17 protein-coding genes are annotated in these 13,818 nt (G+C 62.6%); 8 read left to right on the top strand and 9 right to left on the bottom strand.

Annotated elements, in window-relative coordinates; genetic code table 11:
• Nucleotides 1–26: 26 nt before the first annotated feature.
• The gene (locus tag AC1DYO_RS10420; RefSeq protein ID WP_477262841.1) at nt 27–746 is read right to left on the bottom strand and encodes a glutathione S-transferase; all 720 of its coding nucleotides are present in this window, start codon (nt 744–746) and stop codon (nt 27–29) included.
• 122 nt (nt 747–868) lie between these two features.
• Here AC1DYO_RS10420 and AC1DYO_RS10415 point away from each other — a divergent pair, with 122 nt between their 5' ends.
• Nucleotides 869–2,077 (top strand): polyhydroxyalkanoate depolymerase, encoded by a 1,209-nt coding sequence (locus AC1DYO_RS10415; RefSeq protein WP_477262921.1) that lies wholly within the window; start codon nt 869–871, stop codon nt 2,075–2,077.
• A 70-nt stretch (nt 2,078–2,147) separates the two neighbouring features.
• On the opposite strand, the gene AC1DYO_RS10410 is transcribed toward AC1DYO_RS10415, so the two are convergent.
• Nucleotides 2,148–2,474 carry a DUF1330 domain-containing protein gene (locus tag AC1DYO_RS10410; RefSeq protein ID WP_023673003.1) on the bottom strand — a complete coding sequence of 109 codons (327 nt, stop codon included), beginning with the start codon at nt 2,472–2,474 and terminating at the stop codon, nt 2,148–2,150.
• Between the two features lie 178 nt (nt 2,475–2,652).
• Here AC1DYO_RS10410 and AC1DYO_RS10405 point away from each other — a divergent pair, with 178 nt between their 5' ends.
• Nucleotides 2,653–3,348 (top strand): winged helix-turn-helix transcriptional regulator, encoded by a 696-nt coding sequence (locus AC1DYO_RS10405; protein WP_477262839.1) that lies wholly within the window; start codon nt 2,653–2,655, stop codon nt 3,346–3,348.
• 426 nt (nt 3,349–3,774) lie between these two features.
• Entirely contained in the window at nt 3,775–4,422 is a 648-nt protein-coding gene (locus AC1DYO_RS10400) for a dihydrofolate reductase family protein (protein WP_477262837.1), read from the top strand.
• A gap of 69 nt (nt 4,423–4,491) precedes the next feature.
• On the opposite strand, the gene ppk2 is transcribed toward AC1DYO_RS10400, so the two are convergent.
• Nucleotides 4,492–5,412 carry a polyphosphate kinase 2 gene (gene ppk2 / locus AC1DYO_RS10395; RefSeq protein ID WP_477262835.1) on the bottom strand — a complete coding sequence of 307 codons (921 nt, stop codon included), beginning with the start codon at nt 5,410–5,412 and terminating at the stop codon, nt 4,492–4,494.
• Nucleotides 5,413–5,639: 227 nt separating this feature from the next.
• Here ppk2 and AC1DYO_RS10390 point away from each other — a divergent pair, with 227 nt between their 5' ends.
• On the top strand, nt 5,640–6,683 hold the full coding sequence (locus tag AC1DYO_RS10390; RefSeq protein WP_477262833.1) for an aldo/keto reductase: 1,044 nt from the start codon (nt 5,640–5,642) through the stop codon (nt 6,681–6,683).
• Between the two features lie 9 nt (nt 6,684–6,692).
• Here AC1DYO_RS10390 and AC1DYO_RS10385 read toward each other — a convergent pair whose 3' ends face one another.
• Nucleotides 6,693–7,664 carry a glycosyl transferase family 90 gene (locus AC1DYO_RS10385; RefSeq protein ID WP_181060759.1) on the bottom strand — a complete coding sequence of 324 codons (972 nt, stop codon included), beginning with the start codon at nt 7,662–7,664 and terminating at the stop codon, nt 6,693–6,695.
• Between the two features lie 178 nt (nt 7,665–7,842).
• On the opposite strand from AC1DYO_RS10385, the gene AC1DYO_RS10380 reads away from it, so the two are divergent.
• The gene (locus AC1DYO_RS10380; protein WP_181060760.1) at nt 7,843–8,001 is read left to right on the top strand and encodes a hypothetical protein; all 159 of its coding nucleotides are present in this window, start codon (nt 7,843–7,845) and stop codon (nt 7,999–8,001) included.
• A gap of 50 nt (nt 8,002–8,051) precedes the next feature.
• Here the strand turns inward: AC1DYO_RS10380 and AC1DYO_RS10375 are convergent, their stop codons facing one another.
• The gene (locus tag AC1DYO_RS10375; RefSeq protein WP_181060761.1) at nt 8,052–8,309 is read right to left on the bottom strand and encodes a DUF982 domain-containing protein; all 258 of its coding nucleotides are present in this window, start codon (nt 8,307–8,309) and stop codon (nt 8,052–8,054) included.
• Nucleotides 8,310–8,391: 82 nt separating this feature from the next.
• Complete coding sequence (locus AC1DYO_RS10370) at nt 8,392–9,057, bottom strand: GntR family transcriptional regulator (protein WP_477262831.1); 666 nt, start codon at nt 9,055–9,057, stop codon at nt 8,392–8,394.
• Between the two features lie 152 nt (nt 9,058–9,209).
• On the opposite strand from AC1DYO_RS10370, the gene AC1DYO_RS10365 reads away from it, so the two are divergent.
• Nucleotides 9,210–10,475 (top strand): multidrug efflux MFS transporter, encoded by a 1,266-nt coding sequence (locus AC1DYO_RS10365; protein WP_477262829.1) that lies wholly within the window; start codon nt 9,210–9,212, stop codon nt 10,473–10,475.
• A gap of 40 nt (nt 10,476–10,515) precedes the next feature.
• Nucleotides 10,516–10,890, top strand: a complete 375-nt coding sequence (locus tag AC1DYO_RS10360; RefSeq protein WP_477262827.1) for a DUF423 domain-containing protein — start codon at nt 10,516–10,518, stop codon at nt 10,888–10,890.
• A gap of 43 nt (nt 10,891–10,933) precedes the next feature.
• Here AC1DYO_RS10360 and AC1DYO_RS10355 read toward each other — a convergent pair whose 3' ends face one another.
• The gene (locus AC1DYO_RS10355) at nt 10,934–11,077 is read right to left on the bottom strand and encodes a hypothetical protein (RefSeq protein WP_477262825.1); all 144 of its coding nucleotides are present in this window, start codon (nt 11,075–11,077) and stop codon (nt 10,934–10,936) included.
• 61 nt (nt 11,078–11,138) lie between these two features.
• Nucleotides 11,139–11,282 carry a hypothetical protein gene (locus AC1DYO_RS10350; RefSeq protein WP_477262822.1) on the bottom strand — a complete coding sequence of 48 codons (144 nt, stop codon included), beginning with the start codon at nt 11,280–11,282 and terminating at the stop codon, nt 11,139–11,141.
• A 146-nt stretch (nt 11,283–11,428) separates the two neighbouring features.
• On the opposite strand from AC1DYO_RS10350, the gene AC1DYO_RS10345 reads away from it, so the two are divergent.
• The gene (locus tag AC1DYO_RS10345) at nt 11,429–12,508 is read left to right on the top strand and encodes a LacI family DNA-binding transcriptional regulator (protein WP_477262820.1); all 1,080 of its coding nucleotides are present in this window, start codon (nt 11,429–11,431) and stop codon (nt 12,506–12,508) included.
• 12 nt (nt 12,509–12,520) lie between these two features.
• Here AC1DYO_RS10345 and AC1DYO_RS10340 read toward each other — a convergent pair whose 3' ends face one another.
• The gene (locus AC1DYO_RS10340; RefSeq protein WP_477262818.1) at nt 12,521–13,708 is read right to left on the bottom strand and encodes an OpgC family protein; all 1,188 of its coding nucleotides are present in this window, start codon (nt 13,706–13,708) and stop codon (nt 12,521–12,523) included.
• Between the last annotated feature and the right edge of the window lie 110 nt (nt 13,709–13,818).

The raw sequence follows: 13,818 nt of genomic DNA, 5'->3' as shown, positions 1-13,818 counted from the left end.
GTCGCACCAGCCGTCTCCGACTGCGCTTAGAATTCGACGTCCAGTTCGATGATATCCTCGGGTTCATTCAATGCGTCCTGCGTCCATTCCTGCATCAAGGACCAGGCAAAGACGGTTTCACAATAGGCGGCAAGTGGCGCTTCGAGCTCGACGGCATAGGTACGGAAACGGGTGCAGACCGGCGCGTACATCGCATCGGCCACGGTTGGCGACGCACCGAACAGCCAGGGACCGCCATAGGTCTTCAGGCATTCAGACCAGATTGCCTTGATCCGCTCGACATCCGGCCGCGCACCCGAAAAAATCTTGAAGCTCTTGTGCCTGGCCTTCAGGCTCATTGGCAGCGCCGAGCGCAAATTGTGAAATCCCGAATGCATCTCGCCAGACACCGCCCGGCAGTGCGCGCGCGCGACACGGTCTGCGGGCAACAGTCCCGCACCTGGCATGGTCTCGGCTAGATATTCGGCGATCGCCAGCGTGTCCCACACCGTCACCTCGTTATGGGTTAGCCGAGGCACCAACACAGATGGCGACAAAAGGAGCAACTCCTGCCTTTGCTCCGGGTCATCGATATCTATGCGCTTTTCCTCGAACTCCAGTCCGGCCATGCGGCAAAGCAACCAGCCACGCAGGGACCAAGAGGAATAGTTCTTCGACGAGATCGTCAACGTTGCCTTGTTGGTCGGGGCCTTGTTGGTCAGGGCCTTGTTGGTCAGGCCTGCTTTCGTCGCGGCGGCCTTACTCATGCGTCCTCGTCATGCCGTCGACCCTCCTTGCCCTTTGCCGGCAACAATCCTCTCGCAATGCACAAGAATTTGCACTAGTTATTTTGCACTGCCACATGGCCGCTCGGAACGGGACGCATTCGATGCTGTACCAGGCCTATCAGCTTCAGGACGACCTGATCACGCCGACGCGCTTTTTCGCCGACCTGATCCGTTCGACGATGGGTGGCATGCTTTTTGGCGACAGCGTGAAACAGCGCTTGGCCGCCGGCCTGGAAATGATCGGTCGTTTCAAGCTCACCCATGCGCGGCCGGATTTCGATATCGGTACCGTCAAGGTGGGCAATCGTGACGTGCCGGTCAGTGTCGAAACGGCGCTTGACCTGCCATTCGGCAAGCTTCTGCRCTTCGCCAAGGACATGGATACGCGCCAGCCACGGGTGATGGTGATTGCCCCGCTGTCGGGCCATTTCTCGACACTGCTGCGCGGTACAGTGGAGACGCTCCTGGCAGACCACGAAGTTTACATCACGGATTGGGCCAATGCCCGCGACGTGCCGCTCGCCGCAGGCTGCTTCGGGGTCGACGACTACGTGGACTACATCATCCGCTTCCTGGAGGCGATCGGCCCGGGCGCGCATATACTGGCGGTCTGCCAACCCTGCGTCCAGGCGCTCGCCGCGGTCGCCATCATGTCCGAGGATAGGCACCCAGCAACACCGCGCTCGATGACCCTGATGGCTGGGCCGATTGATCCTCGCGAGAGCCCGACCAAGGTCAACGAATTTGCCGTCAGCAAGTCGCTGTCCTGGTTTCAGAGTTCCGTTATTTCCCGCGTGCCGTGGCGCCACGCCGGCGGTGGGCGCCGTGTCTATCCGGGCTTTCTGCAGCTTGCCGCATTCATGGCTATGAACATGGACCGCCACACCAAGGCTCACCGAAAGCTCCATGACCATCTGGCGGCTGAAGAGACAGCCGAGGCCGAGAAAATAAAGATCTTCTACGACGAGTATCTGGCTGTGCTCGACCTCACCGAAGAATTCTATCTCGAAACCATCGACCGCGTGTTCCACAAAGCGGAAATGGCTACCGGTACTTTCACGTTCCGTGGCAGCCGGGTCGATCCCGGCGAGATCCGCAACACCGCGCTGCTCACCGTGGAAGGAGGGCGTGACGATATCTGCGCACTTGGCCAGACGTCTGCCGCTCATGAGTTATGCCGGTCGCTGCGTCCGCATCTCAAGCGCCATCACCTGCAGGCCAATGTAGGCCACTATGGCGTCTTCAACGGCAAGCGCTGGGAGCGCGAAATCTATCCCGTCGTGCGCAACCTCATCCTGTCTATGGAATAGTCTTGCCCGGCCGGGACAGGGTTTGCCTAAGGACAGCCGGAACCCGGGCATGCCGGGTTCCGGCTGTTCCTCACGCTTTGGGCAGATAAGGGATCGTTCCGGCCAGATCGGTATCGTCGATCAGCTGGAAGCGGCTGTCGCTGCCCTTCCGACGCTCCGCCACAAACGGGGCGTATTGCGGATCGTTGGTGAAGGCTTCGGCTGCCTTTGCCGACGGAAACGCCATGATGGCGATCAGGCTGGTGTCGAGCGGCTTGCCCTCCAGCGTCTTCACGTTGCCGCTGCGTGCCAGGTACTTGCCACCGTGCTTGTGCACGAGGTCATGCACCGAAGCGGCGTAAGCCGGCACCCATTTGTCGTCCTTCACCTTGATGTCTGCGATCACGTAAGCGGTCATTTGTCCTAACTCCTCATGGATCGGCACCGGACTGCCCGGCGACGTGACCGCTGCCTCGCATGACTGTGCCGGACCGCTCCAGTCACCAAACTGTACCGGGGGTGCCAGTACAGGTTCTGTACTGGCAACTTCAGTGGATTCTGATTAGGGTCCGGCAACTTCTTTTGGGGATCACCACATGACACAGGCCGGATATAAGCAGTTCTGCCCACTCTCAATGGCGGCGGAGCTGTTGTGCACACGCTGGACCATGGTGCTTTTGCGCGAACTGGTGGCGGGCTCGACCCGCTTCAACGACCTGCGCCGCGGCGTGCCGAAAATGTCGCCAACCCTTCTGTCGCAACGGCTCAAGGACCTTGAAGCCGGCGGCATTGTCGAGCGGACCGAGATCGAATCCGAGAAGGGCGTGTTCGAATACCGGCTGACCGAGGCGGGTCGGGATTTGCGCCCGGTGGTCGAGGCGATGGGGTTCTGGGGCCAGAAATGGGTCGAGGCCAGGCTCTCGCTCAAGAACCTCGATCCGTCGCTGCTGATGTGGGACATGCGGCGCAACCTGAACCCCAGTCCACTGCCGGACGGGCGCACCGTAATACAGTTTCTGTATCATGACCTGCCGGCGTCGAAACGCTCGTGGTGGCTGATCGTCGAGAAGCACGGCGATGTCGATCTGTGCTGGTACGATCCGGGCTTTGACGTCGATCTCTATGTCTCGACGGACCTCTGCACCATGACCTCGATCTGGATGGGGCTGACGACGGTTCACAAGGAACGCGACAAGATCAGCCTGACCGGCGACCTCGACGTCGCCGGCAAGATGCAGACCTGGCTTGGCCTCAGCCCGTTTGCGGTGATGCCGAAGCGCGCCGCGGCTTGAGGCCAGATTCTCGTCATAGGCGCCGCAAATTTGCTGACCTATCCCCCCAGCGCCCTATACTCGTAGGTGCTGGGGCGACGCCGCGTCGGGACCTTGTCCGTCAGGTCAACCACGCGGATCCATTTGCAGGCGTCGCCTCGCAAGGTGACCTTCCGGCCGATCACCTTTTCGGCTGCCCCAAACGGTGTACTGGCGTGGGTCTCCTCGCTCTCCTGAACGACCTCCCCGTCCATCCTCTCGACGCGATATGCCTTCATCTCGTGCGCTCCCGACTCAGGGCCTCCCGAAAGGTAACCCGGCGGCTTTTTCCGTCAAGTATTAGCATATGCTAATTCCTGGCGATTTAAAAAACCACTTGCATTCCGCAATCGGTTTGCTACAAAACAAACCACTTGCAAATCACAACCGGTTATCTCGGAGGCTTTCATGTCCAAGCTGCGTGTCAATGCATTCACCCTGTCGCTCGACGGTTTCGGCGCCGGTCCTGACCAGACCCTGCAAAATCCGCTCGGGGTCGGTGGCGAAGATTTGCACAAATGGATGATCGGCACCCGCACCTTCCGCAAGATGGTGCTCGGCGCCGATGGCGGGACGACCGATGTGGACGACCGGTTCACCGTCAGCAGCTTCGACAATGTCGGCGCCTGGATCCTCGGCCGCAACATGTTCGGACCGATCCGCGGCGAGTGGCCGGATGAAAACTGGAAAGGCTGGTGGGGCGACAACCCGCCCTACCACGTGCCGGTCTTCGTGCTGACGCACTACAAGCGCGATCCGATCGAAATGGAAGGCGGCACTACTTTCCACTTCGTTACCGGGGGCATCCATGATGCGCTCGACCAGGCGAGAGCCGCGGCCGGCGGCAAGGACGTCCGCGTCGGCGGCGGCGTCTCCACCATCCGGCAATATCTCCAGGAGAAGCTCATCGATGAACTGCATCTGGCGGTGTCGCCGCTGCTGCTCGGGAGGGGTGAGAACCTGTTTGCCGGTCTCGATATGCTGAAGCTCGGCTATCAGTGCACCGAACAGGTGGCGACGGCGCTTGCCACGCATGTGACGATCAAGCGGGGTTAGTTCTCACCAGGGGGCAGCCTTCTGCGCTGTGATCCTTCGCGCCCCCATCCGGTCCTTGGCATTCCCGTCTCAATACTTCTCCGGCACGTAAAGCTCGCGCGGCAAGACCTGGCGTTCGTACTCCGGATTGAACACCCGCTCGGGCAGCGTGATTTCTTCGTGCGGGACCTCCTCGTAGGGCATCTGCTTGAGCAAATGATCCATGCAGTTCAGCCGCGCCCGCTTCTTGTCGTTGCCTTCGACGATGTACCACGGTGCCTCGGGAATGTTGGTGCGGGCGAACGTCTCTTCCTTGGCCTTGGTGTACCGCTCCCAGCGTACGCGCGACTGCAGATCCATCGGCGACAGTTTCCACTGTTTCATCGGATCGTGGATGCGCATCATGAAGCGCATCTGCTGTTCCTCGTCGGTGATCGAGAACCAGTATTTGACCAGGGTGACGCCGGAGCGGACCAGCATGCGCTCGAACTCCGGCACGTCGTGGAAGAACTCCTCGACCTGATCGGGTCCGGCGAAGCCCATCACCCGCTCGACACCGGAGCGATTGTACCACGAGCGGTCGAACAGTACGATCTCACCGCCGGCCGGCAGATGCGGCACGTAGCGCTGGAAATACCATTGCGATTTCTCGCGCTCGGTCGGCGCCGGCAGCGCCACGACGCGGCAGATACGCGGGTTGAGGCGCTGCGTGATGCGCTTGATGACGCCGCCCTTGCCGGCGGAGTCGCGGCCCTCGAAAATCACCACCAGCTTTTTCTTGTGATAGGCGACCCAGGACTGCAGCTTGATCAGTTCCGACTGTAGGCCGATCAGGTCGCGGAAATACTGCATGCGATCGATCGATGGCGGATGCGCGTTCTTGTAGATTTTGGCGATCTCCAGCGACAGCGCCGGCTCCGACATTTCCAGCTCATAGTCCTCGTCGAGCGTGTCGGCGAGTTCGGCTTCAAGCCAATCCCTGGCCGGAGAATTCTGCTTTAACTCGGTCATTTCCGCTGCTCCGCTTGCCGGCTGACATGAAACCCTGAGCCGACTTGATATAGGCCGGCAATGACGGTTTTATTGCAAGCCGCCAGCCGGTCGATCACAGCTCAAATCGGCGAGGCATGGCCGATCCATCGCCGTGGCATGGCGACAAGCCGCTCAAATTGTCCTACAAATGGCGGACCCGTTCGGGCCTCCCCGCCCCTTCCCCACCAAGATTACGAGGATTTGACATGGAATACCGCACGCTTGGCCGTTCCGGCTTGAAAGTTTCGACGCTGACGCTGGGCACCATGACCTTCGGCGGCAGCGGGCCGTTCGCCGCCGTCGGCAATTCCGACCTCGCGGAGGCCTCCCGCATCACCGACACCTGCATCGATGCCGGCATCAACCTCATCGACACCGCCAATGTCTATTCGAACGGCCTGTCGGAAGAGATCATCGGCGAAGCGCTCGGCGGCAAGCGCAAGAACGACGTGCTGATCGCCTCCAAGGCGCGCATGCGGATCGGCAAAGGCCCGAACGACGAAGGCCTGTCGCGCCATCATCTTATCCGCGAATGCGAGAAGAGCCTGAAGCGGCTCAGGACCGATGTCATCGACATCTATTTCCTGCACGAATGGGACGGCACGACGCCGCTCGAGGAAACCATCGCCGCGCTCGACACGCTGGTTGCCCAGGGCAAGATCCGCTATGTCGGCTGCTCCAATTATTCCGGCTGGCAGGTGATGAAGGCGCTGGGGATCAGCGACAGCCATCACCAGCCGCGCTTCATCACCCAGCAGATCCACTACACGCTGGAAGCGCGCGAGGCTGAATATGAACTCTTGCCGATCTCGGTCGACCAGGGCCTTGGCGTGCTGGTGTGGAGCCCGCTTGCCGGCGGCCTGCTGTCGGGCAAATACCGTCGCGACAGTCCGACTGCGCGCCAGCTTGCCGGCTGGTCGGAACCGCCGATCCGCGACGAAGACCGGCTGTGGCGGATCGTCGATGTTCTCGTCGACATCGGTGCGGCGCGCGGCGTCTCGGCAGCGCAGGTGGCGCTAGCCTGGCTGCTTGGCCGGCCTGCCGTCAGCTCGCTGGTGATCGGCGCGCGCAACGAGACGCAGCTTAGGGATAACCTCGCCGCCGCGGCACTCACCCTCACCGCTGAGGAACGCGATCGTCTCGATGCCGTCAGCCGGCCGCCGGTGCTCTATCCCTACTGGCACCAGCAGTTCACCGCGAAGGACCGGTTCAGTCCGGCCGATCTGGTTCTCGACCGAAGCGTCATCTGAGGCCGACAGTTAGCCCGCGATAAACCGCCAGACCTCCGGATCGGGCTCGATCTGGCCGCTGAGCACGAAATATTTGTAGAGCACGAGCAGGCAGATCGCCTGCTCGGCCCGCTCGTCGGCGAATTTGCGGCAATAGGCGTTGGCCGCTGCGACGATGCGCTGGGCTTCGGCCGGGTGCTTCTCGAGATGATGCACGCGCTCGGCCAGATCGCTGAAGTCGGGCGCCAGCGGCACATAATGGACATCGGGCTCGAGTTGACCCTCGGCGAACCAGGTCTCATAGGTCGGCGGCGGCATCAGGCAGAGCGAATTCGAGCTCATGATCCATTTCAGGTTGGTCGCGACATCGTTGCCTTCGAGGGAAATGATGTAGCGGTAGCGCCGCTGCTGATCGATGGTGAGATAGGGTTTTCGATATTCCGCCGGTGCCGTCGCCCTTGGCGTGCCGACATCGCAGAAGGGCAGGTCGCGGACGGCCTCCAGCAGCAAGGTGCGGATCGGATTGTTGAGCTCGCCGCGCCAGACGACGAGCGGATGCTTGTCGGCGAAGGCGACATCGTCGGCCGGCATGTGGAAATGGCGGAACTTGTTCAGCTTGAACAGGACGCCGTTGCCGTTGTCGCCGATGATCGGCCGGTCCTTGACGATCGACGGCATCTTCGGCACTTCGATGACGTCGCCGAATTCCAGGTCGACCCTCAGACCCGGATCGAAATAACGGGTGAATTCCTTCAGATCGTAATAGTACATGCTGCGGTCCGACGGCAGCCGATTGACCGGCACAGCCTCGGGGCTGGGTGTAAAAGGCTCCCGCAGCGTGTTGTAGTAGTTGAGCCGCTGGCGGACCGATGCATCGGAAAGCCTGGCCTGATCGAGCAGACGGCCGAGCCGGCGCCGGAAAAGGACCGGCGGCGCGATGTCGCGCATGGCGTTGCGCGCATAATAGATCAGCTTCTGTGCGTTTCTTTGAAGCGTGGCCATCGGTCGTTTTGATTCGAAATCGGTCGGCGGCGGCTCCAGTGACTGTCCCGCAGCCTTTTCTAAACCATTGTGTTAGCCATCACGCAAGTCCCGAACCGCTGGCATCTGCCCTCGCGGCGCTGTTGTGTTTGCCGGCCAATGCTTCTAGGCAGGGTCAGGTACAGCGAAAGGAAACGATATGGCGCGACCACCGAACTACGGTCAGGAACGCAAGGAGCGCGACCGGCAGAAGGCCGCCAAGAAGGCGGAGAAGCTGGCCGCCAAGGTCGCAGCCAAGGAGCGCTCCAAGCCCGAGGACGAGGCCGGTTCCGAAACCGATACAGAGACCGAAGAATAGCCATAGGAATGGCAGCGATCCGGCCCGGCAAACGGGCGGCGTCGCTGCTATCAGGCCGCCTTGTCGCTGACGAAGACGTTGACTTCGCGCGCCGCGGCAATGAAGGCACGCCTTGCAATCATCGCCGGCTTGTCGCCGGCCAGCGCATCATGACAGGCCTGCAGCGCTTCGCGATGCTTGGGACTGCGCTTGCCGGGCCAGCTGTTGAGCAGGTAATCGGACGCCTCGCGGGCCGTGCGCAGGAGCTGGTTGGCTCCCCCCGCGGCTGCCTTGACGGTCACGGGTGTTTCAAATCGGTTGTTTTCCATGGCCGCTCCTTACGCCATCGGCGTCCATGAAGCGAGGCCGAAAGCGGATGGCGCCTGACATCTGTCACTTTCGTGACCGATATCAAGCGGCGACGACGGCAAATCCCCTCGCGCGCAGTCCGCGCCGGTCATTGTGCAACGACGTCACCAGGCGGTCGCGGCTGCCAACGATATGGGCGGAAAGCCGCGCCGCCGCCGCGTCGGCGTCACCGGCCCGCACCGCCGCCAGGATAGCGTGATGTTCGCTCCAGGCACGGCCGAGCGCGGCCTCGTCGCGGACCTCCAGCCAACGCGCCCGCGACAAGCGCGTCATGGCATCGCGCACCGCCCTGAACAGGAACTCGTTGCCGGAGAGCCGCGCCAGCTCGATGTGGAAATCCATGCCGACGCGGTGCCATTCCTCGCGCGGTGTGGCGGCGTCACAGGAGTCCAGCATCGCCTCGATGACATCGACGGCGCTCCTGTCGGCCAGCGCCGCGGTCAAGCGGACCGCCGCAACCTCGACCGCCTCGCGATAGACAGCGATCTGTTGCAGTTCGGCAAGGTTGATCGGCGACACCGTCCAGCCGCGCCCGTCGCGGCAGATCAGCCCTTCCGTCTCGAGCCGCAGCAGTGCTGCCCTGACCGGCGTGCGAGAGGCGCCGAAGCGGCTCTCGATCCAACGTTCCGTCAGCCGCTCGCCGGGACCGACCTCAAGGCCGAGGATCATCTCGCGAAGCGCTTTTTCGACGGTCTGCATCTGCGACATCTTTGGTTCCGTTGCTGGCGATCGGCCTCGCATTTGAGGTCTGGCCGATCACGTTTGAGAGTGCCGGATTGACACCAGCCGGACTTTGCGTCCATGAGGATACCGACTTGGTATCCCAAAATGGTATCCGCAGCAAGCGGACAGGACACGACATGCCGCAGGACAGTGCAGCGCAGGCCGCCGAACAGCCTTCCACCTACAATGTGCATTGGCGGCGCAACCTGTTCGTGTGCTTTGCCGGATCGTTCAGCACGCTTGTGGCGATGACGCTGCTGCTCCCCTTCCTGCCGCTCTATGTCGAGCAGTTGGGCGCCGTCGGCCACGCGGCGATCGTGCAATGGTCCGGCATCGCCTTCGGCGCCACCTTCTTTGCCGCGGCCCTCGTCGCGCCGCTGTGGGGACGGCTGGGCGACCGCTACGGCCGCAAGGTGATGCTGGTGCGCGCCAGCTTCGGCATGGCGATCTGCATGTCGCTGACCGGCATGGTGCAGACCGTCTGGCAATTGGTGCTGTTGCGTCTGCTGATCGGCTTTGCCGGCGGCTATTCCTCGGGTTCGACCATTTTGGTCGCCATGCAGACGCCGAAAGACCGCTCCGGCTGGGCGCTCGGCGTGCTGTCGGCCGGCATCACCGCAGGCTCCCTGGTCGGGCCGCTGCTCGGCGGCGCGCTGCCGCCGCTGATCGGCATCCGCGCCACCTTCCTCATCGCCGGCGGCGTCATTTTCCTGGCGGCATTGGCGACGACGTTCCTGATCAAGGAGATGCCTCGCCCGCCAGCACTGGCAAAACCCAAGGAGAGGCCGAAGGGCGGCTGGGCGCAGATCCCCGACAAGCGCCCTGTCGTCGCGATGCTGGCGACCGGCATGCTGTTCACCTTCGCCAACATGTCGATCGAGCCGATCATCACTGTCTATGTCCAGCAACTGGTCGCGGACGCAAGCCGGGTGACGCTGGTCTCCGGCGTCGTCATGTCGGCGGCCGCACTCGGCGCCATCCTGTCGGCGTCGCGGCTGGGCAAGCTCGCCGACCGCATCGGCCACTGGAACGTCATCGTGGCATCGCTGGCCGTTTCGGCGCTGCTGTTGATACCGCAGGCCTTCGTCACAGAGAGCTGGCAGCTCGTCGGCCTGCGTTTCCTCATGGGTCTGGTGCTGGGCGGACTGTTGCCCTGCATCACCAGCGTCATCCGCCACAATGTTCCCGATGGCGTCGGCGGCAATGTGCTTGGCCTGGCAATCTCGGCGCAATATGTCGGCCAGGTCGCAGGCCCGCTGCTTGGCGGCTTCGTCGGCGGCCATTTCGGCATGCGTGCGGTGTTTCTCGGCACGTCCGTGCTGATGGCCGGCGGTGCCGTGTACAATTGGCTGGTCCAGTCGCGCCGCACGCGCGACATGCTGGCGGTATCAGGCAAATCCTGACAGACAGGGCGCGCCTGTCGTCAATCACGGAGCCCGAGACATGAGTATCGCCGAACCCGCGCCAGCAAGCAGCGCGCGCATCCTCGTTTTCGCTGGCGGCCTGTGTGGCGCGGCAGGCGTGGCGCTGTCGGCGGCAGCGGCGCATCTCGGCGGCGCTTTCGTCGGCACCGCCGCATCCTTCCTGATCATGCATGCGCCGGTGTTTCTGGCCGTCGGCCTCGCCGGCGCAAACCGGATCCTGCGGATCGGCAGCCTGGTGCTGCTCGTCGGGCTCGTTCTGTTCTGCGGCGATCTGCTGGCGCGGGATTTCGTGGGATCGCGGCTTTTCCCGATGTCGGCGCCGATTGGCGGCACCTTGCTGATCGCAGGCTGGTTGGCGATCGCGGCCTCGGCGCTGGTGCGTCAACGTCCCTGACGGGGCAAGAACCCTGCCCCATCAGATGTTTCTCACACGAGGCTCAATCCTGCCGACGTTCCGGCAGCAGGTCGCGGCTGCGCTTCGCAAGCTTGGTCAGCCGCTGCCGTTCCGGCCGCTCCGCGGCCGGCGAGATGCCCCAGTAATTGCGGTAAATGTCTTCGAACAGATGCTTCACGGGATGCACGGTTCGTCTCCTTCTCCAGAATTGAATCGATCCAATCAACCGGCACGAAAATGCGGACCGATCAGCTCCGCTTGCGTTCCACGAGGAAATGCAGGTCGCGCTTCCACGGGCCGGTCTTGCCGCGGCGCTTGCGGGTGGCGGCATCGGAGGCGATGCCCCAGTCATTGCCGTAGATGTCTTCGAACAGATAATTCATGGGATGCATGGCACCCTCCTCTTGAACCGATCCAATGGATAGCTGGTAAATTTTTCTGGATCGATTCAAATATAGACCCTCCCCGCCCTCCGATCAAGGAAAATTTGAACCGATCCAACGAAAGTGCTAGATGGAGGCTGGTTCAGGAGACGAAGATGACGGCATTGACCTCCGGGAAGACGAGACCAGTGCGGCTGGCCGATATTGCCAAGGCGGCGGGCGTCTCGCACGGCACCGCATCTAATGTCTTCGCTCGGCCCGAGATTGTCCGCGAAGAGGTGCGCGAACGGGTAAAGGCGGCAGCCGAGGCAATGGGCTACGCCGGTCCCGACCCCAAAGGTCGACTTCTGCGCGCCGGCAAGGTCAACGCCATCGGCGTCGCGACCGCCGAGCCACTGTCCTACTTCTTCGACGATCCTTTTGCGCGCGTCATGATGGCCAGCATCTCGCAGGCCTGCGACGCGACCGGCGCCGGGATTTCGCTGGTCTCGGCCGCCAACAGCGAGCAGCTCGCCTGGAACATCCAGAGTGCGCTTGTCGACGGCTTCATCGTGTTCTGCATCGAGGGCGGTTCGCGGCTGGTCGAACTGGCGCGCGAACGCAAACTGCCTTTCGTGGCGCTCGACCTCGATTCGGAGAATGAGGCGGTCGCGGCGATCGGCATCGACAACGTCGCCGGCGCCGGCCTTGCCGCGCGCCATCTGGCCGAGCTTGGCCATCGTCGCTTTGCCGTGCTCGCCCTGGAATCTGCCGACGCCGGCTTTGGTCCGGTCACGCAAGAGCAAGTCGAGACGTCGGCCCTCTATTCCGGCACGCGCGACCGTCTGCGTGGCTATTTCGCGGAACTCTCCCGCTTCGGCATCGACGTCTCGCTTGTGCCGATCTACGAAACCCTAAACGACGAAGAGAGCGTGCGCGCCGGCCTCGAGCATATTTTCGCGCTGCCGCAGCGGCCGACGGCAATCCTGGCCATGTCGGACAGGATGGCGCTGCATGCGCTCGACTGGCTGCGCGAACACGACATCGCCGTGCCGGGCGACGTGTCCATCGTCGGCTTCGACGGCGTGCCTGAAGGCGCAGACTCCAAGCCACCGCTGACCACGGTCGCCCAGCCGATTGCCGAGATGGGCCGGCTCGCCGTCAAGGCGATCCTGGAGAACGATGGCTCGCTCAGCCGGCAGCTGCTGCCGGTCGATCTGGTGATCAGAGCCTCGTCAGGCCCCTCTCCCGCCTAAAGGCCTTCGCTTTCACCGGCTCAGCCTTGCCACTACGGGCGACATGCCGAAAGGCTGGCGAGCGGCCGGGGCTTCGGTCCGAACCGGTTTCTTGCCCGACCAGCCGATGCCGGACAGCCATTCGAGATAGAACGCAAGCGCGAACTGCATGGCGATGCCGGCCGATATCAGCAGGGCGTCATAGGCAAAGCCGCCCGGATTAATCAGCTTCATCACCTGCGCCACCATGGCGATCACCGTGCCGGCCAGGAACACCGGTAGCGAGCGCTTGCCGAGCAGAGCAAGCGGATGGTCCGGGCTGAAACGGAACAGGTTCGAGAAAGCTGGCAGGGCGACGATCAGATAGCTCACCGACAATATGTGCAGCAGCCGGGGCAGCGACAGGAACGTCTTGTCGAAGCCGCCGATCACCACGGGCAGGTCGAACCAGGTGATCTGGCCCCAGAGCGGGCTGTGCACCCAGACCGCTGCTGCCGCGACATAGGTTGCCGCGGCGCCCACCAGCCAGCGATTGACGGGAATTGTGCCGCCACGCCTGACATGCAGCATGCCGGCGAGACCAATGTTGAACAGGAACTGCCAGGACAGCGGATTGAGGAACCAGACGCCGGGCTCCGGATAGTTCGGCGGCGCGATCTGCCATATGCCGGCGACCAGCCACAGGGCGCCGGAAAAGATCAGTGCCGGCAGCGGCCTGTAGCTGACGAAAAGCAGGAAAAGCGGCGCCATCAACAGTAGCGCCGCATAGACCGGCAGGATATTGTTGTAGCCAAGCTGGTGGCCGAGCGTGACGATGCCGACAATCACCTCCGGCGTGTTCTTCATCAGCGGTTCGATGTTGATGAGTTTCAGCAGTTCAGGCCGGTGGGCGAACACCGCCGCTGCGCAAAACATCGCCATGACCACGATCGTCGTGACGATATGGGCGGTATAAAGGACGCCCGCCCGCCGCCACATCTTCAACGTCGCCAGCAGCCGGCTCCCCGGCTGGAACTTGTTGCCATAGGCGAGCGCGACCGACATGCCCGAAATCAGCACGAAAGCTTCCGCCGCGTCCGAGAATCCGAAATTCTTGTAGGTCAGCGTTTCGAAGACGGTGCCCGGCACATGGTCGATATAGATGGTCAGGAGGGCGAGCGCGCGGAACACGTCAATACGGGTGTCGCGTTCGGCGCGATCCGGCGGGAGTTGCGTAGTCATCGACAAAAGGCCTCAAAGCGAGAGCAAGCGTGCTCGTGTTGTTCATGCCGGGATGCGACCATCGGCGCACACCGCTTCGATTCCTCCCGCAGGGAGCATATCGGCGCAGA

It is taken from the genome of Mesorhizobium sp. P2_F5 (assembly GCF_056403715.1).
The sequence above is the reverse complement of the archived record's forward strand: the minus strand, read 5'-3'. Positions and strand labels throughout refer to the sequence as shown.

Excerpts from the sequence above, each read along its gene's own strand:
- AC1DYO_RS10365 (WP_477262829.1), top strand. The coding sequence starts at position 9,210 with ATGCCGCAGGACAGTGCAGCGCAGGCCGCCGAACAGCCTTCCACCTAC.
- AC1DYO_RS10345 (WP_477262820.1), top strand. The coding sequence starts at position 11,429 with ATGACGGCATTGACCTCCGGGAAGACGAGACCAGTGCGGCTGGCCGAT.
- AC1DYO_RS10375 (WP_181060761.1), bottom strand. The coding sequence starts at position 8,309 with ATGGAAAACAACCGATTTGAAACACCCGTGACCGTCAAGGCAGCCGCG.
- AC1DYO_RS10420 (WP_477262841.1), bottom strand. The coding sequence starts at position 746 with ATGAGTAAGGCCGCCGCGACGAAAGCAGGCCTGACCAACAAGGCCCTG.
- AC1DYO_RS10400 (WP_477262837.1), top strand. The coding sequence starts at position 3,775 with ATGTCCAAGCTGCGTGTCAATGCATTCACCCTGTCGCTCGACGGTTTC.
- AC1DYO_RS10360 (WP_477262827.1), top strand. The coding sequence starts at position 10,516 with ATGAGTATCGCCGAACCCGCGCCAGCAAGCAGCGCGCGCATCCTCGTT.
- AC1DYO_RS10340 (WP_477262818.1), bottom strand. The coding sequence starts at position 13,708 with ATGACTACGCAACTCCCGCCGGATCGCGCCGAACGCGACACCCGTATT.
- ppk2 (WP_477262835.1), bottom strand. The coding sequence starts at position 5,412 with ATGACCGAGTTAAAGCAGAATTCTCCGGCCAGGGATTGGCTTGAAGCC.
- AC1DYO_RS10390 (WP_477262833.1), top strand. The coding sequence starts at position 5,640 with ATGGAATACCGCACGCTTGGCCGTTCCGGCTTGAAAGTTTCGACGCTG.
- AC1DYO_RS10405 (WP_477262839.1), top strand. The coding sequence starts at position 2,653 with ATGACACAGGCCGGATATAAGCAGTTCTGCCCACTCTCAATGGCGGCG.
- AC1DYO_RS10410 (WP_023673003.1), bottom strand. The coding sequence starts at position 2,474 with ATGACCGCTTACGTGATCGCAGACATCAAGGTGAAGGACGACAAATGG.
- AC1DYO_RS10385 (WP_181060759.1), bottom strand. The coding sequence starts at position 7,664 with ATGGCCACGCTTCAAAGAAACGCACAGAAGCTGATCTATTATGCGCGC.
- AC1DYO_RS10380 (WP_181060760.1), top strand. The coding sequence starts at position 7,843 with ATGGCGCGACCACCGAACTACGGTCAGGAACGCAAGGAGCGCGACCGG.
- AC1DYO_RS10350 (WP_477262822.1), bottom strand. The coding sequence starts at position 11,282 with ATGCATCCCATGAATTATCTGTTCGAAGACATCTACGGCAATGACTGG.
- AC1DYO_RS10370 (WP_477262831.1), bottom strand. The coding sequence starts at position 9,057 with ATGTCGCAGATGCAGACCGTCGAAAAAGCGCTTCGCGAGATGATCCTC.